Raw genomic sequence first — 22,978 nt, 5'->3', positions numbered from 1 at the left:
ATGTCCATTACATTTCAAGATCTTTACACCGTTGAGCATGTTGCTGGATGGAGGTCACAACCCTTTGCAGGCTTCAGCTTAGACAGCCGCAAAGTTACAGCAGGGCAAATTTTTATTGCCCTGACCAGTTTTTCGCAGCCTGAAAAAACCGTCCAGTTTGCCGAAGCAGCGTTGGCACGTGGCGCGTTGGCCATTATTGCAGAAACCGATTTGGGTCTGCCGAATCAGCTGATCGTACCGGAGGTACGTCACTTAATGGGGCAGTGGCAAAAACAGTATCTGCATGCCACGCAGCCGCTGCAGGCTGCACGTATTCTGGCGGTTACCGGTACCAATGGCAAAACCACCATCGCCCGTCTGATGGCAGAACTGCTGATGTTACAGCGCAAACCGTGTGCGGTGATGGGCACCACCGGCAATGGCATTTTGCCGAATCTGGAAGCCTCTTCGCATACCACGCTAGATGCCTTACAGCTCCAGCAGGCCCTGCACAGCTATGCCCAGCAAGGCGCTGAATTTGCGGCAATTGAAGCCAGTTCACACGGACTGGAACAGGGTCGTTTAAATGGCTGTAGCATTGAAATTGCCGTGTACAGCAACTTAAGCCGTGACCATCTGGATTATCATGGTACGCTGGAGGCCTATGCTGAAGCCAAAGCCGCGCTGTTCCGTTTTGCCAGCTTAAAAGTGGCGGTCATTAACCTGGATGATGCCTTTGCTGAAGTTATGCTGACCGCCGCGCGTCAGAATCCGGCACAACCAAAAATCCTGACTTATTCCACCACGCAAGCGGCGGATTATCAGGTGCAGAATATCGAATACAGTCTGGCTGGTGCGCAGTTTGAACTGATCAGCGCCCAGCAGCGTTATCGTGTACACAGTCCGTTACTGGGCCATTTTAATGTGGAAAATCTGGTGGCCAGTCTGATTGCCGTTGAGCAGGCCGGATTTGACTTGTCGGATTTAATTGCCAGCGCACCACAGCTGCAAGGTGCACCGGGACGGATGCAGGTGATTCGTGATGGCGAACGTCTGTTTGTGGTCGATTATGCGCATACACCAGATGCCTTGAAACAGGTGTTAATTACCCTGAAACGGCATGTATCGCAGCAGCTCTGGGCTGTCTTTGGCTGTGGCGGCGATCGTGACCGCGGCAAACGTCCGTTAATGACCCAAGCCGCGCTAGAGCAGGCCGATATCGCCTTGCTCACTTCGGACAATCCACGGACTGAATCGCCTGACCAGATTTTTGCTGACATGCAGCAGGGCATTGATTTTAGCGGCCACAGCTATCATGAAATCCGTGATCGTCGTGAAGCGATCAAGTTTGCGGTGAAGCAGGCCCAGCCGGGCGATATCGTGGTGATTGCCGGTAAAGGTCACGAAAATTATCAGGAAATTGATGGGGTGCGACACTGGTTTGATGATGTCGTTGAAGTTCAGGCTGCAATTGATGCCCAGCATCATGCTACCAGCTCTGCCTATCCCGCCTAATCAGGAATTTTTATGCATACTTCAACCACCAGTACTGCGGTCCTAACGCCGTGGAGCGCAGCGCAGTTACAACAGGCTACCCAGGGTTATTGGCTGAATGGTCGTACGCCAAGCACTGAAATTAAACGTATTTTAACCGACTCCCGTCATGCCGAAGCCGGCGATGCTTTTCTAGCACTGAAAGGTGAGCGTTTTGATGCCCACGATTTTGTGGCGCAAGTGGCGGCCAGCGGCTGTCAGGTGGCGATTGTCAGCCAGCCGGTCGATGCCGATATTTTCCAGTTGGTGGTGCCGGATACCCGCTTGGCACTGGGTCATTTGGGTGCTTATCGTCGTGCTCAATATCCCGATCTGAAAGTAATTGCCTTGACCGGTAGCAGTGGTAAGACCACCACCAAGGAAATGCTGGGCAGTATTTTATCGCGTCTGGCGCCGACCTTAATTACCCGCGGTAACCTGAATAATGATTTAGGCGTACCGATGATGTTGCTGGAGCTGCGTCCGGAACATCAATATGCGGTGATGGAGCTTGGGGCCAGCCATCAGGGTGAAATTGATTATACCTCACAGCTGGTACAGCCACAGGTAGCCGGGATCATTAATATCGGCACCGCACATCTGGGCGAGTTTGGTGGTCGTGAGGGTATTTGCCGGGCCAAATCTGAAATTTATGCGCATATTGTGGCAGATGGATGTTCGATTGTACCGGCCGCAGATGATTTTGCTGACTCGATCCGTCAGGCGGTTCGCACTGAACAGTGCCTCAGCTTTGGTAATGGCGGTGATGTGTTTGCCACCGACATTCAACTCCAACCCCAATCGGCCCGTTTCCAGTTGCATACCCCGCAAGGCGTGCGTGCAGTCGATTTACCGTTTGCTGGTGAACATAATATCCAGAATGCTACAGCCGCAGCGGCGTTTGCGCTGGCGATTGGCATTGGTCTGGATGATATTGTTGTCGGACTGGAACAGGCCCAAGGTGCCAAAGGTCGTCTGAATTTTATTCAGCACGGTGCGCATCTGTTGATTGATGATACCTATAATGCCAACCCGACCTCAATGCGGGCGGCCGGTGAAGTGCTGGCGCAGCAGGAGGGGATTCGGGTCATGGTCATCGGTGATATTGGCGAGCTGGGTGCATCGGCGGCAATTGAGCATTATAAGCTCGGCCGCGATCTGGTGTCGCTCAAAGGCCTGAACTTTGTGGTGGCGGTGGGCGAGTTTGCTCCGGCCAGCCAGGAAGGGGCACGCAGTACCCAATACGGCAAAAAACTCCAGGCCTTTTTGAATCAGGAACAGGCCTTGCCATTTTTAATTAGTCTAGTCGAAACACATCAACCTCAGTCCATGAGTTTCCTGTTCAAAGGTTCTCGTTATACCCATATGGAAACGTTGATGACTGCATTGATGGAGAAACTTTAAATGCTGTTATGGTTGTTTGAACAGCTTGCGGGCTATCACAGCTCGTTTCAGGTGGTTCGTTATTTAACATTACGTTCATTGCTGAGTGTCCTGACAGCGCTCGGGATTGGTCTTTTGCTTGGACCAGTGATGATTCGTAAGTTACAGGCATTAAAATACGGTCAGGCAGTCAGCTCGTTTGCGCCAGAAGGGCATGCTAAAAAAATGGGTACCCCGACCATGGGCGGTGTGCTAATTTTACTGTCGATTGGGATTTCGACCCTGCTCTGGGCCGATCTTTCCAACCCCTATGTCTGGATTGTGCTGGCGGTTATGGTGATCTTCGGTGCAGTCGGCTGGGCCGATGACTGGATTAAAATCCGCTATAAAGACAATGCCGGACTACCGGCACGCAAGAAGTTCTTCTGGACTTCGGTGGCCTCTTTGGGCGCAGGTATTGCGCTGTACTATATTGCCACACAGCAGCCGAACCCGGCGCAAACCGCCGATATGCTGGATGTCTTAATTCCGTTCTTTAAAGATTTCAGCATTCCGTTATCCATGATTCCACTGGGTATTGGCTTTATTATTTTCACCTATCTGGTGATTAATGGTGCTTCCAATGCGGTGAACCTGACTGATGGTCTGGATGGTCTGGCGATCATGCCAATTGTACTGGTTGCGGCCGGTTTAGGTGTATTTGCCTATCTGGCCGGTGATGTGCGCTTTGCCGATTATCTGCATATTCCTTATGTCAAATACGCCTCTGAACTGGTGGTGATCTGTGCCGCCATGATTGGTGCCGGTCTGGCCTTCCTCTGGTACAACGCGCATCCGGCGCAAGTCTTTATGGGTGATGTCGGCGCTTTATCGTTAGGCGCGATGCTCGGCACAATTGCGGTGATGGTGCGTCAGGAAATCGTCTTTGCGATTATGGGTGGCGTGTTTGTGGTTGAGGCGATATCGGTCTTCCTGCAAATCGGCTCACTGCGGATGCGTAATAAACGCGTGTTCTTAATGGCGCCGCTGCATCATCACTATGAAAAGAAAGGCTGGCGTGAAACCCAGGTGGTGATTCGTTTCTGGATTATTACAATTATGCTGGTGGTTTTAGGCTTAATGACCTTAAAATTGCGCTAAGCAAATTGAACTGAAAAGTCGGCGCTTGCCGGCTTTTTTTATGGCAGCAAGCTTGGGAGAAAAACATGAACCTGCTGATGTGTCCTGTCTGTCGTCAGCCCTTAAGCCTGACCGACCGAACATGGCGCTGTGACAACAAGCACAGTTATGATGTGGCCAAACAGGGCTATGTCAATTTGCATGTGGTGCAACATAAGCACAGTAAAAATCCGGGCGATACCCCGGAGTCTGTACAGGCGCGCCGGGCATTTTTAAGTGCAGGACACTATGCGCCGCTGCAGCAGGCGGTGGTAGAGAAAATTCGCAGCCTGCGTATTGAAAACCTGCTCGATATTGGCTGTGGGGAAGGCTATTACACCAACGCCATGCAGGCTGAAGTGCTGCAATGTGTGGGCGTCGACATTGCCAAAAATGCAGTACAGGTGGCGGCCAAGCTGAATAAAGGCGTGACCTGGGTGGTGGGAACCGGTGCGACTTTGCCGGTTTTGGATAAATCAATTGATCTGTGTACCAGTCTATTTAGCCCAATTCCGAAAGAGGAAATTCTGCGGGTGTTGAAACCGGAAGCTTATCTGATGGTGGTAACCCCGGGACCGCAGCATCTGTTTGCGATGCGCGAAGCCTTGTTTGAAGAAGTTAAAGCGCATGAGCCGCAGAAGTTTGTGGAACAGCTAAAAGATGCGTTTGACTTGGTCAGTGAAGATGTGGTTGATGCAGCAATGTGCTTAAATCAGAGCGATTTAAAACATCTGATTGCGATGACGCCATATGCCTATAAGGCCAAACCGGAACGCCGTCAGGCGCTGGAGCAGCAAGATCAGTTCCCGCTGAATGCGCAATACCAGATGTATCTGTTTCAGAAAAAGTAAGTGTTTAGTCCTAAAAAAAGCCCTCAGTTGAGGGCTTTTTGTTGTGCGTTTATAAGACTTCATCAATCAGGTTTTCAATCGCATCAGGGCGAGAATTCTGCTGCTGATTTTGCGCTGGTTGTTGCGGCTGTGCCGGTTGCTGTGGCTGAGGCTGCATTGGTGGTGGAGTCGCCTCATCCGGAATCAGGATTTCCTCACCCGGCAAATCATCAAAATCATGCTGTGGCGCAGGCGCGACCGGTGCCGGCGCAGGACGATACAGCGGACGGGCCAATGGCGGTGATGAACGATAGCGCTGCTGCAACTCCTGCTCCATGCTGTCATTGCTGGCACTATCGCGGCTTAGCTGGTTGCCTTTACGGTCCAGACTGACCCAGGCTTCCGGTGTACCTTGCAGGGCTTTACCCATAAACTCGGTCCAGATCGGCAGGGCTGCGACACCGCCATATTCACGACGACCCAAAGTCGTTGGCTGGTCAAAACCGACCCAGGAAATGGTCACCAGTTTACCATTAAAGCCGGCGAACCAGGCATCTTTGGCATCGTTGGTGGTTCCGGTTTTTCCACCAATATCATTACGGCCAATACGCAGGGCAGCGCGTCCGGTACCGTACTGAATCACATCACGTAGAATATTGGCCATATCATAGGCCGAGCTGGATTTTAAAATACGCTGTGCCTGACGATACTGGCTGCGTTCAATCTTGTTGGCTGGCGCTGCATCTGCAGTTTGGATTGACTGATTGGTGACTTCAATCACTTCATCATCTGGCGTTTTTACTTCAGCTGTTTCAGGATTTTTTTCATCTTCACTGATACAGGCAATGCAGGCATATTCAGGATTGGCCTGATAGATGGTTTTGCCATACGCATCTTCAATACGCTGAATAAAATGCGGTTGTACCCGATAACCGCCATTGGCAAAGGTGGCATAGCCGGTGGCCATTTGCACCGGCAGCACCTGTGGCGTACCTAAGGCGATGGTGTAGTTACGCGGAATCTGGTCTTCCTGCAAGCCAAAATCCATAAATAGTTGGCGGGTACGGTCCAGACCGACGGTTTGAAGTAAGCGGACTGAAACGGTATTTCGAGATAAATACAGCGCACGGCGTAAAGGAATCATGCCCAGATAACGGCCATCCGAGTTACGTGGTGACCATTTGCCAATGGTAATTGGGCTGTCATTGAGCATGGTATGCGGAGTCATGCCGCGTTCCAGCGCCATCGCATAAACAAAGGGTTTGATAATTGAGCCTGGCTGGCGCCAGCCTTGCAAGGCACGGTTAAAGGTCGATTGATAAAAGTTATAACCGCCGACAATGGCTTCAATCGCGCCATTGTTTGGGTTAATTGCAATCAGCTGCCCCTGAACTTTGGGAACTTGCACCAGTGACCAGGAACTTTTGTTCTGGTTGGGGCGTAAACGGACAATATCGTTAACTTTGACAATTTGAGCTGCCCGGTTTGGTGCTGCGCCAACACTATTGGCATTGCGATAGGGACGCGCCCAGGACATGCCAGACCACGGGACAGTGACGGTAGAACCATCCTGCATCAGAGCTTCAAAAGAATTGTTCAGGACTTTGGTGACTTGTGCGGGATAGGTGTTGGCAAAGGCACGAAAGTCACTCAGTGGCTGGTCATGCGCTTCGGCACCGCGCCAGCCATGACGGCGGTCATATGCTTCTAGACCATTTTGCACCGCCTGTTCGGCATAAGCCTGACGTTTACTGTCAATGGTGGTGTAAACCTTATAACCAGAATCAACCGCCTGCTTGCCGAATTTTTTGACCAGTTCAGCTCGGACCATTTCCCCAACATAGGGGTGAATATTACTGATACTGCGATCCGGCATATCCAGGTTAATTGGCTCGGCAATCCCAGCCTGATATTCATTCTGGTTGATATAACCGAGTTGCAGCATCCGGCCCAGAATCCAGTTGCGACGTTCTAAGGCACGTTCCGGATTGACCACTGGATTGTAACGTGATGGCGCTTTTGGCAGACCAGCAATCATCGCCATTTGCGCAATACTCAGTTCTTCCAAGCTTTTGTTATAGTAAATTTTGGCTGCTGCCGCGATCCCGTAAGCATTTTTACCGAGAAAGATTTTATTGACATACAGGGTCAGAATTTCTTCTTTGGACAGGTTCTGTTCAATTTTTCGGGCTAGAAAAATTTCAGTCAGTTTGCGTCTTAAAGTGCGTTCCGGGCTTAAATAATAGTTCTTGGCCACCTGCATGGTAATGGTCGAGCCACCGGTTTGCACATTAGAACCGGTCACCGCTTCACTCACCGCACGGCCTAGGCCTTTAAAGCTGATGCCGCTATGTTCGAAAAAGGCCGAATCTTCAGCCGCTAAAAAGGCATAGATAAACTTTTCGGGAATCTGGTTGTACTCGACAGGTACAGAAAGTTTGCCACCATACTCTGCAATTAACTGATTATCCGTGCTATAAACTTGTAAAGGCTTCAAAAGAGGCGCTTTTTTTAGAGTGGTCATTTCCGGCAAAGATGGGGCAATATAGAGATACATGCCATAAAAACCCATCGGAATGGAAACTAACACAATAATTATGAGCAAAAAAAATGGATGAACACGGCCCGAACAAGATAGCTTTTTCATAACAAGTAAGTTTTAATAAGAGCTAATGGCAAACTAATTGCTGGTCAGTATAGCCTTTACCCATACGGATTGTTAGATGAGTTATTGTATCCGTACAAAAATATAGACCACAAAGCAACTTAGTGAATGGCATTTTTTTTGGGGATAAAAAAATAATAGGAAAAACTTATTGTGCGCAGGTTATATCGTAAACCGAGTAAGGGGTTAATAGGTGTAGATATTAGTTCTACTTCTGTTAAGTTATTGGAGCTCTCTGTAAAGAATGATCGTTACTGGGTGGAAAGTTACGCCTTGGTACCGCTCTCAGAGGGCAGTGTGGTTGAGAAAAATATTCTGAATCCTGAAGCTGTAGGGGATGCGCTCGAGCGTGCCTTTAATTTGGCCAATACACCGACAACAGCTGCCGCTTTAGCGATTCCAACCTCAATGGTAATTAGCAAGACCATTGAGATGGATGCCGATATGACGGATGACGAACGTGAAGTTCAAATCCGGATGGATGCAGAGCAATATATTCCTTTCCCATTAGATGAAGTTAGCCTGGACTTTGAGGTGCTGCCTGATCGTCTGGCCAATCCAAACCGGGTCAATGTTTTGCTGGTGGCGACACGACTGGAAAATGTCGAGAGTCGCTGTGAAGCGATTGAACTGGCCGGTTTAACCCCAAAAGTGGCAGATGTTGAAAGCTTTGCCATTGAAAATGCCTTTAAAGTCTTCGCCGATACCTTGCCGATGGGGGTAAATACCATTGGTGTGTTAGACATTGGTCATACTATGACCACGCTGTCGGTACTCAAAGACAATAAAATTATCTATACTCGCGAGCAGGTCTTTGGTGGCAAGCAGCTGACCCAGGAAATCCAGAACCGTTATGGTCTGTCCTTTGAAGAAGCCGGCCGCGCCAAGAAAAGCCGTACCTTGCCAGATGATTATGATGTTGAAGTGTTGGAGCCATTCCTTGAGGCGGTGGTGCAGCAGGCGGCACGTTCGCTGCAGTTCTTCTTCTCCTCATCGCAGTTTAATGAAATTGACCATATTCTGCTGGCCGGTGGGAATGCCAATATTCCAGGCCTGGCCAAGCTACTACAGCAAAAACTGGGTTACCGCGTCACCATTGCCAATCCGTTTTTACAGATGGGTTTCTCCTCCAAAATTGATATTAAAAGAATTGAAAGCGATGCCTCTTCATTGATGGTGGCATGTGGCTTGGCATTGAGGAGTTTTGATTAATGGCAAAAATTAACTTACTCCCTTGGCGTGATGAGCTAAGAGAAAAACGAAAAAAAGAATTTATTGCGGTTTGTATTGGGGCTGCATTAATTGGGGTGCTGGCCGTCACGCTGGCATGGTTCTATTACAATCATAAACTGCAGGATCAGGAACAGGCCAATCAGCTGGTGGTCAGTACCAACCAGAATCTGGATGTACAGTTAAAGTCGCTGGAAGGCCTGCAAGAGCAGCGTAATGCCATTGTCGAGCGTATGAAGCTGATTCAGGGTCTGCAAAGTCAGCGTCCGGTCGCGGTACGTTTGGTCGATGAGCTGGTCCGCGTTACCCCAAGTAGCATGTATTTGACCAAAGTGGCCCGTATTGGCAATAAATTTACCTTTGAAGGCAAGGCCGAAAGTCCAAACACGGTAGCAGAGTTCCTGCGTAATCTGGAAGCATCGCCATGGTATCGTAACGCCTTCATGAATTCTTTCTTGGCCGTTGAAGAAAATAAAAACAAGGCACCAAGTTCGGTTGTTCCACGGGTAGAAGAAAGCTATGGCAGCTTCGTGGTAACGGCAGATTTGGATGAAATTGCACTTCCAGGCACAGCACCTGCGTCTGGTACTCAAGCAACAGCGGGGGCAGTACAATGAGTCTCGATCAATATGAAGAAATGAATCAGGATCCTGTTGCTGCGCCAAAGAAAAAAATGACGCTGGATAAATTCCTGCAGCAATGGAATACCTTAGATCCGAATAACTATGGCAGCTGGCCGTTTTCCGTCAAGCTGACCATCTGGATCTTTATTATTATTTTAATTGCCATCCTGGGTTATTTCCTGGCCATCAAGCCGAAGCTGGATGCAATTTCCAATGCGCGTGCACAAGAGCAGAATCTGCTGAATGAGTTTCGTGAAAAAGATTCCAAACTGCGTAATTTGCAGCAATATCAGGCGCAGTTACAGGAAATGGAAGCCAACTTTAACCAGCAGCTACAACAGTTGCCAAAAGAAACCGAAATTCCAGGTCTGGTTGAAGATGTCAACGTTACGGGCGTGAATTCAGGCTTAAGATTTAAAAATATCCGTCTGGAAAATGAAATCAAGCAAGAGTTCTTTATCGAGCAGCCAATTTCGATTGAAGCCACCGGTGATTATCATGCTTTTGGTTCTTTTGTGAGCGGTACAGCCGCTTTACCGCGAATTGTGACCATGCATGATTTCACTATTACTGCCGGTGAAAACAAGGAAAAGAAAACCGATATTCCACAAATTACCTATGTCGCGAAAGCCAAGACCTATCGCTATGTCGGGAATACCGATGCACAGGCCGGTAATAGTACGACTCCAGCCACAGGAGCAGCACAATGATGAAATTTGAAAAACTTTCGTTGGTTCTGGTGTTGGGCCTACTGGCTGCAGGCTGTGATTCACGTATTGATGCCGTGAATGCACAAATGGCAGAAATCCGTAATCAGCCGCCGTTGCCGATTGAGCCGGCACCGACTTTTGAGCCAGCACCTGTATTTAACTATGCAGCACATCAGCTGAAAAGCCCGTTTATGCCAAGTTCTCTGGCGGCCGAGCTAAAGATTATGGCGGGTAAACGGGTTTATCCAAACCTGTCGCGCCAGTTGCAGCCTTTAGAAAGCTATGCACTGGAAACTTTAAGTATGAAAGGTAGCATGCGCGGGCAACGCGGCGAGATTCTGGCCCTGATTCAAACTCCAGATGGGGAAATTGAACGGATTCAGCGCGGCAGCTATATGGGCTTGAATCATGGTCGGGTCATCAATATTACGCCGACACAAATTGACTTAATTGAGATTATTCCAGATGGTCGCGAAGGGTATGTTGAACGTCCAAGAAGTCTAGTACTGATTGGGCCGGCGCCATAAATTAAAGGAATAAAAATGAATAATACTGTGAAAGATTTTATTTTTGGGGATGGCATTACAATGAACAATTTGTTCCGTCAGTTTTCAATGGGCGCTGTTGCGATGGCCGTCATGCAAGTGGCCAATGCGCAGGTCAGCATTACCAATATTGTACCAATGCAAATTCCAGGACAAGGTACTGAAATTCGTGTCATGTTCAATGGCTTGCCACCTCAGCCTGCAGCCTATCAGCTTGAGCAGCCATCACGTTTGGTGCTGGATTTTGATAAAGCCCAGCAGAGCTTAAAACAGGCCAGCATTCCGGTTGCGACCCGGGAAGCCAGCTCGGTTGATGTCAGTTCCGATGCCCAGCGTGCACGTTTAACGGTTAATCTGGCTGAAGCGGGTGCTTTTACTACCCGTGTCGAAGGTAATACTTTTATTCTTAAAATTAACAGCACTCAGGCAGCCGCAACACCAGTAGCTGTACAGCAGACGGCTCAAGGCATATCGAATATCGGCTTTCAGCGTGGTGCAGAAGGGGAAGGTCAGGTAGTAATTGACCTGGCAGGCAGCAATACCCCGGTCGATGTACAACAGCAAGGCAGTAAAATTATTGTCCGTACCTTGGGTAATAAAATTCCTGCACATCTGGCACGCCGTTTAAATGTCAATGATTTTGCCACGCCGGTATCTACCATTGATGCGCAAAATGATGGTGGTAATGGGGTGATTACCATTCAGTCTGCCGGAAGCTATGAATATATGGCGTATCAGGCGGAAAATAAACTGACCATTAGCCTGAAACGCCCGGTAGATAAGAACCCGTTTAAACCACGTGCAGCACAAAGCTATACTGGCAAAAAGATTTCTTTAGATTTCCAGGATATTGAAGTGCGTCGTGTGCTGCAGTTACTGGCGGATTTTACTGGAATTAACATGGTTGCCGCCGATACGGTACAAGGCAATATCACCTTACGTCTCAAAGATGTGCCGTGGGATCAGGCACTAGATATTATTTTAAAAACCAAAAATCTGGATAAACGCCGTAATGGCAATGTGATCTGGATTGCACCCGTCGCAGAGCTGATCAAGGCCGAAGAAGAAGAAGCCAAAGCGATTGCACAAAGCGTCAAGCTGGCGCCGCTGCAAACCGAATATATTCAGTTAAATTATGCCAAGGCTGCTGATATTGAAAAACTGATTACCGAAGGTAAAAATGCGTCTAATTCCCGTAGTGGCACAAGTAACAGTACAGCCAATACTGATCCACTCGGTGATAGTGTCGGTAGTCTGCTCAGTCCACGTGGTACGGTGTCAGTCGATCCACGAACCAATACCCTGATTATTAATGATACCGCGCAAAAGATTGACCAGATTCGCAGCATGATTGACTTGCTGGATGTGTCGGTGAAACAGGTGATGATTGAAGCGCGTATTGTGCGTGCCACCACCGACTTTACTAAAGAGATGGGGGTCAAGTGGGGCATCCTGTCACAGGGTATCATGAATAATAACCATCTTCTGGTCGGTGGTAGTGATACCACACTGTGGAATTTACGTGAGCCGGAATTTGATGACGAGCGTGGTGGTTATACCTATGAAATTGAACGTCCACAAAACTTGAATGTCGATTTGGGGGTCACCAGCCCAGGTGCGAGCCGGATTGCTTTTGGTCTCATCAGCCTGTCTGACTTTATGCTGGATTTAGAACTGTCTGCCCTACAAGCTGATGGTTATGGTGAAGTGATTTCGACACCGAAAGTACTGACTGCTGATAAGCAACAGGCCAAAGTGGCTTCAGGTACGCAGATTCCATATCAGTCTGCTGAAGGTGGTGGTGTCAATGCGGTGTCCACCACCGAGTTTATTGATGCTACGCTCAGTCTGGACGTAACGCCAAGCATTACCCCGGATGGTAAAGTGCAGATGAACCTGAATATCACCAGTGATAGTCCGGGAGCACCAACGCCGACCGGTCAGCTGACGATTAACAAAAACTCGATCAATACCAATGTACTGGTCGATAATGGTGAAACCGTCGTACTCGGTGGTATTTTTGAGCAGCAGACAGCCAATCAGCAAACCAAAGTGCCATTCCTGGGGGATATTCCGTATTTAGGCCGTTTATTCCGTAAAGATATTAAATCGGACAATAAACGTGAGTTGCTGATTTTTGTGACACCACGAATTGTTAATGACAGTGTTTCAAGAAATCATTAATATATTTTCAATTTAACAAAATAAATAGGTGACTCCTTGCCAAGCAAAGAGTTTAACGCCCTGCCAAATATCTATTTGGTGGGGCCGATGGGGGCCGGAAAAACCACGGTAGGGCGACATTTGGCAGAGCTGCTCGGACGCGAGTTCTTGGACAGCGATCATGAAATTGAGCGTCGTACCGGGGCCACCATTCCCTGGATTTTTGAAAAAGAAGGGGAAAGTGGTTTCCGTCACCGTGAAACCACCGTCATTGACGAGCTGACCTCTCGTACTCAACTGGTTCTTGCCACCGGCGGTGGTGCAGTCACCCAGGCCCCGAATCGTGAATTCCTCAAACAGCGTGGTATTGTGGTGTATCTGTATACCCCGGTGGAAATCCAGCTGCAACGTACCTACCGCGATAAAAACCGTCCTCTCCTTCAAGTTGAAAATCCTGAACAGAAACTGAAAGATTTGCTTGCAGTACGCGATCCATTATATCGTGAGGTGGCGCATCATATTATTGAAACCAATCAGGGTGCAGCCCGTGATCTGGCACAAAAAATCCTGAATGTGATCGTGGCGAAAAAATCAATTTAATTGAGTACAGTGTTTTAAAACCATGCAAACCTTATATGTTGAACTCGGCGATCGCCGTTACCCGATTTTTATTGGCAGTGATTTAAATCCGCAGACGTTACTGGAACCTTATATTCAAGGCAAGCAAGTCATGATTGTGAGCAACAGTACTGTGGCGCCTTTGTATTTAAGGCACTATCAAACTGCCATAGAAGCACTGGGTAAACAGGTGGCAACATGTATTTTGCCCGATGGTGAAAAATACAAGGATATTCAGCATCTCAATCTGATTTTTGATGCGCTGCTAGAGGCCGGTTTTAACCGCGACTGTACCGTGCTGGCCCTCGGTGGTGGTGTGATTGGTGATATGGCCGGGTTTGCCTCGGCCTGTTTCCAGCGCGGCGTGTATTTTATTCAGGTGCCGACCACCTTGCTGTCTCAGGTCGACTCCAGTGTGGGTGGGAAAACCGGGATTAACCATCCGCTAGGTAAAAACATGATTGGTGCCTTCCAGCAACCGCAAGTGGTGCTGGCCGATATGTCACAGCTAAAAACCTTGCCCGATCGTGAACTGTCTGCCGGTCTGGCCGAAGTGATTAAATATGCACTGCTGGGTGATATTGAGTTTCTGGACTGGCTAGAACAGCATATGGATGCCTTGGTGGCACGTGATCCGGTCTTGTTGGCGGAAGCGGTGTACCGTTCTTGCGCGCACAAAGCCCGGATTGTCGCCAATGATGAAAAAGAGCAGGGCGAGCGCGCATTGCTGAATTTGGGTCATACCTTTGGCCATGCCATCGAGTCTTATCTCGGTTATGGCGAATGGCTGCATGGCGAAGCGGTTGCGACCGGTATGGTGATGGCCGCCGATTTATCGCATCGGATGGGCTGGATTTCCGCAGACGATGTTGAGCGTACAAAAAGAATCATTTCTCGTGCCCAATTGCCGATAGTATGTCCTAAAATTCCGTTGGATGATTTTCTCGGTTTTATGGCCCATGACAAGAAAGTGCTGAATGGCCAGTTGCGACTGGTATTAATGCAGTGTCTGGGGCAGGCCATCATTACCCGGGAATTTGATCCGGAATTGATGAAACAGTCTATTCTTGCGCATCAGGCAGCATAAATAAGGGATCCCATGGCAGCAGCATCACAAAGCGTCAAACAACGTGTTCAGAATTCCATCTGGTTGGTGTGTGGTGCGCTGTGTCTGCTGCTGGCGATCATCTTCTGGGCCATTACCGATCGTGATGAGCTGGTTGAAGTCGAAAAAGCCCCGGAATCAGAAGTTGAATTACAGATTCAGCCGGCAAAAGTCGCGGCAACCGCGCATTTGGGTGCCTTGATTGATGAGGTCAAACCGCTGGAACAAACCAAGCGTTTAACCGCTTCCGGTTTGCATGAGCCTGAATTTCGCGGCACCAAATTTATCTCCGAGCAGCGTAAAAACCAGACCATTGAGCTGTTTCGCGTGAGCGAAGAAGATATTATCAAGGGCTTTCTGAAAAAACAGGCCGATCGCCAGAATTTTCTTTATATTCGCTTGAGTGGTGAAAACCGCGCCGAGCAATATGTATTACTGTATGGCAATTATAAAAATACCAGTCAGGCACAAAGCGCTTTAGAACAGCTGGCGCTGCAATTGCCTGCATCGATCAAACCGGTGGTGACCAGCTTTATGGACTATCTGCCGTTTGTGAATGACCTGGGTGCAGAGGAAGTGAGCCTGAACAATAAACTTTATGAAGTGGCTTTAAAGCCGGCCGCGCTGCCGAAAATTGATGAAAGTCTGCTGGCTGCACCAAAACAGAGCGCAACCAGTCCGCAACGCTCCACCACAACCACCACCGTAACCCGCCGTGATCAGGACGGAAACGTAGTGGATGTGCAAAAATCACAAAGCGGTGTCGCTCCACCTGCACCAGCATCGAATAACACCACCACAGAACAAGAAATTAGCGATCCTTTCAATTAAACTGCCGTTCTAAAATAGCGCAGGCTGGTGTATAAAAATAAAGATATGCACAAAAACAGTGCGTATAAAATAAGCGAAACTTCCCTGAAAGCGCACTGCTCTCACTGAAACTTGCTCAAATTAAGTCATTTAAAAATAGCACAATAAAGTTGGCATCATTTTTGCATTATTGGTGCATCAATTGAGTTAATGTCCCTATTTTGGAGCAAGAAAGATTCAATGATTGTGCGAAATCGTCAAATGTTTATGCTTGATTTAAGTGCGTAAAGGCAGTCACGGTTTTCCTCAGCTTGTCATCTTGATCACTCAAGATCAAAGCCAGGAGAAATGAACTTGCTCAACATGGATCTTAAGCTAAGTCAGTCGGACCAGGTCGCAAAAGAAAGTAGATTGTTAATGCCCAGCAAGGGCGCGTTGAAAGAAGGGTACGCTATGCACATGCCATCGCCTAATACTGTAGCTCCCGCTCAAGGTTTATACCAACCGGATGAGTTTAAAGATAACTGTGGTTTCGGTTTAATCGCCCATATGCAGGGTGATGCAAGCCATGATCTCGTCAAGACCGCCATTCATAGTTTGAGTTGTATGACCCACCGTGGTGGTATTGCCGCAGATGGCAAGACGGGCGATGGTTGCGGTCTATTGCTTGCCATGCCAAAGCAGTTCTTCCGTGAAGAAGCCAAACGCTTAAGTGACATTACCTTAAGTGAAGTGTTTGCTGTAGGCACCATTTTCCTGAGCCTCGATCCGGCCTTAGCTGCGCATGCCAAACAGACGTTAACCAAAGAAATTGAAGCAGAAGGCTGTAAAGTCATTGCCTGGCGTGTAGTGCCAACCAATAACGATGCTTTAGGTTCAATTGCCATGCAGTCTTTGCCTGCATTTGAACAGGTCATCGTGAACTGCCCGATTGGCGTGACTGAAGTTGAATTTAACCGTAAATTATTTTTGGCGCGTCGCCGTGCCGAACAGCAACTCAGCAATGATCCGTATTTCTATGTGACCACGTTATGCTCAACTGTGATCAGCTATAAAGGTCTGATGATGCCAGCTGCGATTGCTGACTTCTATACCGACCTGGCTGATGAGCGTTTAGCGTCACATATCGTGGTGTTCCACCAGCGTTTCTCGACCAATACCTTGCCACGCTGGCCGCTGGCGCAGCCGTTCCGTTATCTGGCACACAATGGTGAAATCAACACCATTACTGCAAACCGTAACTGGGCGCTGGCACGTACCCCTAAATTTGAAAACCCGTTGTTGCCGGGTTTAACCGAGCTGAATCCAATTGTGAACCGTACCGGTTCAGATTCATCCAGCCTGGACAATATGCTGGAAATCCTGGTCGGTGGCGGTATGGATCTGTTCCGTGCGCTGCGTATGCTGGTACCACCAGCCTGGCAGAACGTGGAAACCCTGGATGCAGACCTGCGTGCCTTCTATGAATTTAACTCGAAACACATGGAAGCCTGGGATGGTCCGGCAGGTCTGGTGATTCAGGATGGTCGTCATGCCATCTGTATGTTGGACCGTAACGGTTTACGTCCGGCACGCTGGGTCATCACCAAAAATGGTTACATCACCTTGGCTTCTGAAATTGGAGTTTGGGGTTATGAACCGGAAGATGTGGTGTCGAAAGGCCGTGTCGGTCCGGGTCAGATTCTGGTGGTGGATACCATGACTGGCAAAGTGCTGGACACCAGTGATGTAAACCAGCACCTGAAAAAAATGCGTCCTTACCGTGAATGGTTACGTGAAAATTCAATTCGCGTTCAAGGCAGCCCGGAATTAGAAGAATATTTATGTGATCAGGGCTTAAAAGGCGATGGCCTGAAAGCGGCACAAAAAATGTTTATGGTCACTTTTGAAGAACGTGACCAGTTACTGCGTCCAATTGCAGAAAGCGGTCAGGAAGCCGTTGGCTCGATGGGCGATGATACCCCAATGGCCGTGTTGTCGCGTCAGGTGCGTCATGTATCGGATTATTTCCGTCAGCAGTTTGCACAGGTCACCAACCCGCCAATCGACCCGTTACGTGAATCAATTGTGATGTCGCTGGAAACCTGTCTGGGCCGTGAGCAAAATGTGTTTGAACAGGGACCGGAACATGCTGATCGTCTGATCATTTCCAGCCCGGTACTGTCAAACTCGAAAATGCACCAGATTCGTACTTTAGGACGTAAAGGCTATGAAATTGCCGATATCGACCTGAACTATGCTGAAACTGAAGGTCTGGAAGCGGCAATCACACGTATTTGCGAGCAGTCTGCGCAAGCGATTCGTGATGGCAAAACCTTGCTGGTACTTTCCGATAAGAAAATCCGTGAAGGCTATCTGCCGGCCAATGCGGTAATGGTGACGGGTGCGGTGCATCACCACCTGATCAATACCGGTTTGCGTACCGATGCCAACCTGATTGTGGAAACCGGTTTTGCCCGCGATCCGCATCAATTTGCAGTGTTACTCGGTTTTGGTGCCACCGCCATCTATCCATATCTGGCCTATGATGTGATCAATGATTTGGTCGCTAAAGGTGAATTGCTCGGTGATCCGGTCTATGCACAATCGAACTTCCGTAAAGGGATTGAAAAAGGCCTGCTGAAAGTCCTGTCAAAAATGGGTATTTCAACCGTTGCTTCGTATCGTGGCGGTCAGCTGTTTGAAGCGGTCGGTTTATCTGTCGAAGTAGTGAATACCTGCTTTAGCGGTGTGCCAAGCCGTATTCAGGGTGCGACTTTTGTCGATCTGGAAAATGACCAGAAAAAACTGGCCGATACCGCGTGGAAAGCGCGTAAGCCAATTGATCAGGGTGGGTTGCTGAAATTCGTTTTCGGCAAGGAATATCATGCTTTTAATCCGGATGTGATCAATTCCTTACACAAGGCGGTGCGTTCAGGCAATTATGCCGATTTCAAAGAATACGCCGAGATTGTGAATAACCGTCCAATCGCGACCATTCGTGATTTATTCAAACTGAAAACAGACAATTCGATTCCACTGGAACAGGTGGAATCGGTTGAAGAGATTTTACCGCGCTTCGACTCTGCCGGGATGTCTTTGGGGGCGTTATCGCCTGAAGCGCACGAAGCGATTGCAATTGCCATGAATACGATTGGTGGTCGTTCAAACTCGGGTGAGGGCGGTGAAGATCCAGCGCGTTACGGCACCATCCGTAACTCGAAAATCAAACAAATTGCATCGGGCCGTTTTGGTGTGACGCCTGCGTATTTAACCTCTGCAGAAGTCCTCCAGATTAAAGTCGCGCAAGGTGCAAAACCAGGTGAAGGTGGCCAGTTGCCGGGCGGTAAAGTCAACGGACTCATTGCGCGTTTACGTTACTCTGTACCGGGCGTAACCTTAATTTCGCCGCCGCCGCATCACGATATTTACTCGATTGAAGATTTATCACAGTTGATCTTCGATTTAAAACAGGTTAACCCACAGGCGATGGTGTCGGTGAAACTTGTTTCTGAGCCAGGTGTCGGTACGATTGCGGCCGGCGTTGCGAAAGCGTATGCCGATTTCATTACCATTTCTGGTTATGATGGCGGTACAGCGGCTTCGCCACTTTCTTCTATTCACCATGCAGGTTCTCCGTGGGAGCTCGGTCTAAGTGAAGCGCATCAGGCACTGCGTGTGAACGACTTGCGTGGTAAAGTTCGCGTGCAAACCGATGGTGGTTTAAAAACCGGTCTGGACGTGGTGAAAGCGGCCATCCTCGGTGCAGAAAGCTTCGGTTTTGGTTCTACCCCAATGATCGCTTTAGGTTGTAAATACCTGCGTATCTGTCACCTGAACAACTGTGCGACCGGTGTGGCGACGCAGCAGGATCACTTGCGTCAGGAACACTATATCGGTGAGCCGCAAATGCTGATCAACTTCTTCACCTTTATTGCTGAAGAAACCCGTGAATGGCTGGCGGCGCTGGGTGTATCCAGTCTGAAAGACCTGATTGGTCGTACAGACTTGCTGGAAATCCTGCCGGGTGAAACCGACAAGCATGCACATCTGGATTTAAGTGCCTTGCTGGAATCACATCCTGCGGCGGAAGGGAAGGCGCAGTACTGTGAAGTACAAGGCAATGAGCCGTTCGATAAAGGAGTATTGGCTGAGCAGATGGTTAGCGAGATGCTGCCAGCCATTGAAGCCGGTACCGGTGGTGAATTTAATTACACCATTGGCAACTGTGACCGTTCAATCGGTGCGCGTATTTCCGGTGAAATTGCCCGCCGTTATGGCAACCTCGGTATGGAAGCCCATCCGGTGAAAATGAACCTGACCGGTACTGCAGGTCAATCGCTGGGTGTCTGGAATGCTGGTGGTTTACACATCAAGCTGGAAGGCGATGCTAACGATTACGTCGGTAAAGGTATGGCCGGTGGTCGTCTGTCGATCTTCCCGCCAAAAGGTTCGCCATTCCAGACCCAGAATACCGCGATTATTGGGAACACCTGTCTGTACGGTGCCACTGGCGGTAAACTGTTTGCAGCCGGAACTGCAGGTGAGCGTTTCGCGGTGCGTAACTCGGGTGCCTTTGCTGTGATTGAAGGCGCAGGCGATCACTGCTGTGAATATATGACCGGTGGTATCGTAACGGTACTGGGTAAAGTCGGACACAACTTTGGTGCCGGGATGACAGGTGGTTTTGCTTATGTACTTGATTTGGACAACGACTTCGTTGACCATTACAACCATGAGCTGATCGAGTTAAACCGTATTTCTACAGAGTCGATGGAAGAACACAAAGAGTTCTTGTCACGTATCTTAGATGAGCATATTCAAGAAACGGGTAGTGCCTGGGCGTACAAGATCCGCCATGAGTTTGATTACTACAGCCGCAAGTTCTGGCTGGTAAAACCAAAAGCAGCCAACTTGCTGACTTTGTTAAAGACAACTCAAGCTGATCCTCAATAATTCCACGACTGCAGAAATGAAGCCAGATGCAAGGCAACTGTGAATCCCTTGCATCTAGCCACGGAGTAAAGACATGGCAGAACGCCTAAGTAATGACTTTCAATTCCTGGATGTTGCACGCCAAGACCCAGAGAAAAAAGAGATTGACGTCCGCAAATCTGAGTTTGTGGAAATTTATAAGCCATTTACCGCAGAAGTGGCGACCAACCAGACCCATCGCTGTTTAGGCTGTGGTAACCCGTATTGTGAATGGAAATGTCCGGTACATAACTACATTCCAAACTGGTTAAAACTGGTTTCAGAAGGCCGTATTTTCCAGGCAGCAGAACTGTGCCATCAGACCAATACCTTGCCAGAAGTCTGTGGCCGCGTTTGTCCGCAAGACCGTTTGTGTGAAGGTGCCTGTACCTTAAATGATGGCTTTGGTGCCGTGACCATCGGCAATGCAGAAAAATACATCAATGACACTGCATTTGCGCTGGGCTGGCGTCCAGACATGTCGCATGTCAAATGGACCGATAAAAAAGTCGCGATTATTGGTGCGGGCCCGGCAGGTCTGGGTTGTGCTGATATTCTGGTGCGTAACGGTGTAAAACCGGTGGTGTTTGATAAACGTCCGGAAATTGGTGGTCTGCTGACTTTTGGTATTCCAGAATTCAAGATGGAAAAAGACGTAATGAAACGCCGCCGTGAAATTTTTACCGGTATGGGCGTAGAATTCCGTTTAAATACCGAAATTGGTACAGATGTCACCATTGACCAGTTACTGGCAGATTACGATGCCGTATTCATGGGCATGGGTACTTATACCTATATGAAAGGTGGTTTTGCCGGTGAAGACTTAGATGGTGTGTATGATGCACTGGATTTCCTGATTGCCAACGTGAATCGTTGTCAGGGCTGGGAAAAAGATCCATCAGAATACATCTCTGTGGAAGGCAAAAAAGTGATTGTCCTGGGTGGTGGTGATACCGCGATGGACTGTAACCGTACTTCAATCCGTCAGGGTGCAGAGTCGGTGACCTGTGCCTATCGCCGTGATGAAGCCAACATGCCGGGTTCACGTCGTGAAGTAACCAATGCGCGTGAAGAAGGCGTGGAATTCCAGTTTAACCGTCAGCCAATTGAAATTGTGGGTGAAGATGGCAAAGTTACTGGAGTAAAAGTAGTCACTACGCAACTGGGTGAACCGGACAGTCGTGGCCGTCGTAGTCCAGAGCCAATTCCGGGTTCAGAAGAAATTCTGCCGGCAGATGCAGTGCTGTTGGCCTTTGGTTTCCGTACCAGCCCAGCCGACTGGTTTGCCGATGTGAACATCAACCTGGATGGTTCAGGTCGTGTGGTGGCTGCAGAACAGCAGGAATTTAAATTCCAGACTTCAAACCCGAAAATTTTCGCCGGCGGTGATATGGTGCGTGGCTCTGATTTAGTCGTGACTGCAATCTGGGAAGGTCGTCAGGCAGCAGAAGGCATTCTGGACTATCTGAATGTCTGATTCACGCTGAATTCATTCAAGAAACCCGTTTTTAGAGCGGGTTTTTTTAATCACTTTGGTTTTAGAATCGGTAGGTGAAGATGAAAAAGAGACAGGGGCTGCTAGCAAATTCGCTGTAAACACACTTTATGCAACAGGTCATTTTGAAGTTTTTTGCAAATTGAATCGGTCTTTTTGCCATAGGGGAAAAGTGATTTTGTTCACATACTGAGCGTCTCCAAAACAAGAAAGGTCAGTAACCATGACGCAAGTGACGGCAGAAAAATCCTATCTTCATCGTCCGAAAGCTATTGGGATCACGGTTCGCCGGCTCAAATTTAATCCTCATGCTATCCGCCGGCATTATTTTGCCAATTCGCCGGTGATGTCGCATCTGCTGACCGCCTTATCTTCCACTTTTCCCATTGGTGAGCAGTTTTTTGTGCATAGCGTGCGCAATGTACGCGATCAGGTTCAGGATCCGCAGTTACAGGCACAAATTGCTGCGTTTATTGGGCAAGAGGCAATGCATTCCAAGGCGCATCGTGAATTTAACAACGCCTGGCGCCGTGATGATTATCAGCTCGATCGTTTTCAGGCCTGGCTGGCGCGTAAAGATCATCATGTCAAAAGTCTGCCACCCAAAGTGCAACTGGCGATTACCTGTGCCTTTGAACATTTTACTGCGCTACTGGGCGGCTATATTCTGCGTCATCCGGAAGTGCTGAGTACGCTGGATGATGATGCGGCCAAACTGTGGATCTGGCATGCGATTGAAGAAATTGAACATCGGGCGGTGGCGTTTGAGGTATATCAGCATGTGTATGCCGATCATCGTCTGCGCCGTATGATTATGCGCAGTGTGACTGCCGGTTTTGCCAGTCTGACCTTTTATAGCACCTCACAGCTGTTTTTGCAGGACAAGAAAAACAGTATGCCGAAAATCGGCGGTAATCTGTTTGGCCTGTATTTGCTGGCGAAAATGCTGCTGCAGTTATTGCCGGAATATCTGTCTTATTACCGGAAAGATTTTCATCCGGCCAAAATCAATTACAGTCGCAGTCTTAGATACTGGAAGCAGCGCATGGCAACGCAGTATCAGGTTGAAGGTTTCCAGCAGGAACAGCCACAACTACTCAGTTAATTCAAACAGATGTTAAACCGCTAATCAAAACCGGGCCGATTACGCGTCCGGTTTTTTCATGCGCATGTTTGCC

The 22,978-nt window shown here is 48.7% G+C and carries 16 protein-coding genes; 15 read left to right on the top strand and 1 reads right to left on the bottom strand.

Annotated features, from left to right (window positions below; translation table 11 throughout):
- The 4 genes from FTT89_RS05535 (at position 1) to FTT89_RS05520 (ending at position 4,904) form a co-directional block, all read left to right on the top strand.
- Positions 1 to 1,494: a UDP-N-acetylmuramoyl-L-alanyl-D-glutamate--2,6-diaminopimelate ligase gene (locus FTT89_RS05535; RefSeq protein ID WP_016658439.1), complete on the top strand. Its 1,494-nt coding sequence runs from the start codon at positions 1 to 3 to the stop codon at positions 1,492 to 1,494.
- Between the two features lie 12 nt (positions 1,495 to 1,506).
- A complete protein-coding gene (gene murF / locus FTT89_RS05530) occupies positions 1,507 to 2,916 on the top strand; it encodes a UDP-N-acetylmuramoyl-tripeptide--D-alanyl-D-alanine ligase (RefSeq protein WP_180172754.1) in 1,410 nt (469 codons plus the stop codon).
- Positions 2,917 to 4,035, top strand: a complete 1,119-nt coding sequence (mraY, locus tag FTT89_RS05525; protein ID WP_005180530.1) for a phospho-N-acetylmuramoyl-pentapeptide-transferase — start codon at positions 2,917 to 2,919, stop codon at positions 4,033 to 4,035.
- A gap of 65 nt (positions 4,036 to 4,100) precedes the next feature.
- The gene (locus tag FTT89_RS05520; RefSeq protein ID WP_160232275.1) at positions 4,101 to 4,904 is read left to right on the top strand and encodes a putative RNA methyltransferase; all 804 of its coding nucleotides are present in this window, start codon (positions 4,101 to 4,103) and stop codon (positions 4,902 to 4,904) included.
- Between the two features lie 49 nt (positions 4,905 to 4,953).
- Here the strand turns inward: FTT89_RS05520 and ponA are convergent, their stop codons facing one another.
- Positions 4,954 to 7,530 carry a penicillin-binding protein PBP1a gene (ponA, locus tag FTT89_RS05515; protein ID WP_180006566.1) on the bottom strand — a complete coding sequence of 859 codons (2,577 nt, stop codon included), beginning with the start codon at positions 7,528 to 7,530 and terminating at the stop codon, positions 4,954 to 4,956.
- 171 nt (positions 7,531 to 7,701) lie between these two features.
- Here ponA and FTT89_RS05510 point away from each other — a divergent pair, with 171 nt between their 5' ends.
- The 11 genes from FTT89_RS05510 (at position 7,702) to FTT89_RS05460 (ending at position 22,905) form a co-directional block, all read left to right on the top strand.
- Entirely contained in the window at positions 7,702 to 8,760 is a 1,059-nt protein-coding gene (locus tag FTT89_RS05510) for a pilus assembly protein PilM (RefSeq protein WP_075174946.1), read from the top strand.
- Positions 8,760 to 9,395 carry a PilN domain-containing protein gene (locus tag FTT89_RS05505; protein WP_180057351.1) on the top strand — a complete coding sequence of 212 codons (636 nt, stop codon included), beginning with the start codon at positions 8,760 to 8,762 and terminating at the stop codon, positions 9,393 to 9,395. Before FTT89_RS05510 ends, FTT89_RS05505 begins: the two co-directional genes overlap by 1 nt.
- Positions 9,392 to 10,111 (top strand): type 4a pilus biogenesis protein PilO, encoded by a 720-nt coding sequence (locus FTT89_RS05500; protein WP_104498104.1) that lies wholly within the window; start codon positions 9,392 to 9,394, stop codon positions 10,109 to 10,111. Before FTT89_RS05505 ends, FTT89_RS05500 begins: the two co-directional genes overlap by 4 nt.
- Entirely contained in the window at positions 10,111 to 10,638 is a 528-nt protein-coding gene (locus tag FTT89_RS05495; RefSeq protein WP_045795346.1) for a pilus assembly protein PilP, read from the top strand. The genes FTT89_RS05500 and FTT89_RS05495 overlap by 1 nt, the downstream gene beginning before the upstream one ends.
- Positions 10,639 to 10,698: 60 nt before the next feature.
- Positions 10,699 to 12,840 (top strand): type IV pilus secretin PilQ, encoded by a 2,142-nt coding sequence (locus FTT89_RS05490; RefSeq protein ID WP_180172765.1) that lies wholly within the window; start codon positions 10,699 to 10,701, stop codon positions 12,838 to 12,840.
- A 36-nt stretch (positions 12,841 to 12,876) separates the two neighbouring features.
- Positions 12,877 to 13,419, top strand: coding sequence for a shikimate kinase AroK (aroK, locus tag FTT89_RS05485; protein WP_075167858.1), 543 nt, complete (start codon positions 12,877 to 12,879; stop codon positions 13,417 to 13,419).
- A gap of 22 nt (positions 13,420 to 13,441) precedes the next feature.
- The gene (gene aroB, locus FTT89_RS05480; protein WP_180172753.1) at positions 13,442 to 14,524 is read left to right on the top strand and encodes a 3-dehydroquinate synthase; all 1,083 of its coding nucleotides are present in this window, start codon (positions 13,442 to 13,444) and stop codon (positions 14,522 to 14,524) included.
- A 12-nt stretch (positions 14,525 to 14,536) separates the two neighbouring features.
- The gene (locus tag FTT89_RS05475; RefSeq protein ID WP_104511344.1) at positions 14,537 to 15,373 is read left to right on the top strand and encodes a hypothetical protein; all 837 of its coding nucleotides are present in this window, start codon (positions 14,537 to 14,539) and stop codon (positions 15,371 to 15,373) included.
- Positions 15,374 to 15,811: 438 nt separating this feature from the next.
- On the top strand, positions 15,812 to 20,287 hold the full coding sequence (gltB, locus tag FTT89_RS05470; protein ID WP_180134267.1) for a glutamate synthase large subunit: 4,476 nt from the start codon (positions 15,812 to 15,814) through the stop codon (positions 20,285 to 20,287).
- A gap of 73 nt (positions 20,288 to 20,360) precedes the next feature.
- Positions 20,361 to 21,782, top strand: coding sequence for an FAD-dependent oxidoreductase (locus FTT89_RS05465; RefSeq protein WP_180172752.1), 1,422 nt, complete (start codon positions 20,361 to 20,363; stop codon positions 21,780 to 21,782).
- Between the two features lie 241 nt (positions 21,783 to 22,023).
- Positions 22,024 to 22,905, top strand: a complete 882-nt coding sequence (locus FTT89_RS05460) for a metal-dependent hydrolase (protein ID WP_180006568.1) — start codon at positions 22,024 to 22,026, stop codon at positions 22,903 to 22,905.
- Positions 22,906 to 22,978: the final 73 nt, after the last annotated feature.

Source organism: Acinetobacter sp. YH01025 (genome assembly GCF_013420185.1).
Lineage (GTDB): Bacteria > Pseudomonadota > Gammaproteobacteria > Pseudomonadales > Moraxellaceae > Acinetobacter > Acinetobacter indicus.
Note: the sequence above shows the minus strand (reverse complement) of the source record. Positions and strands in the feature narration are given on the sequence as shown.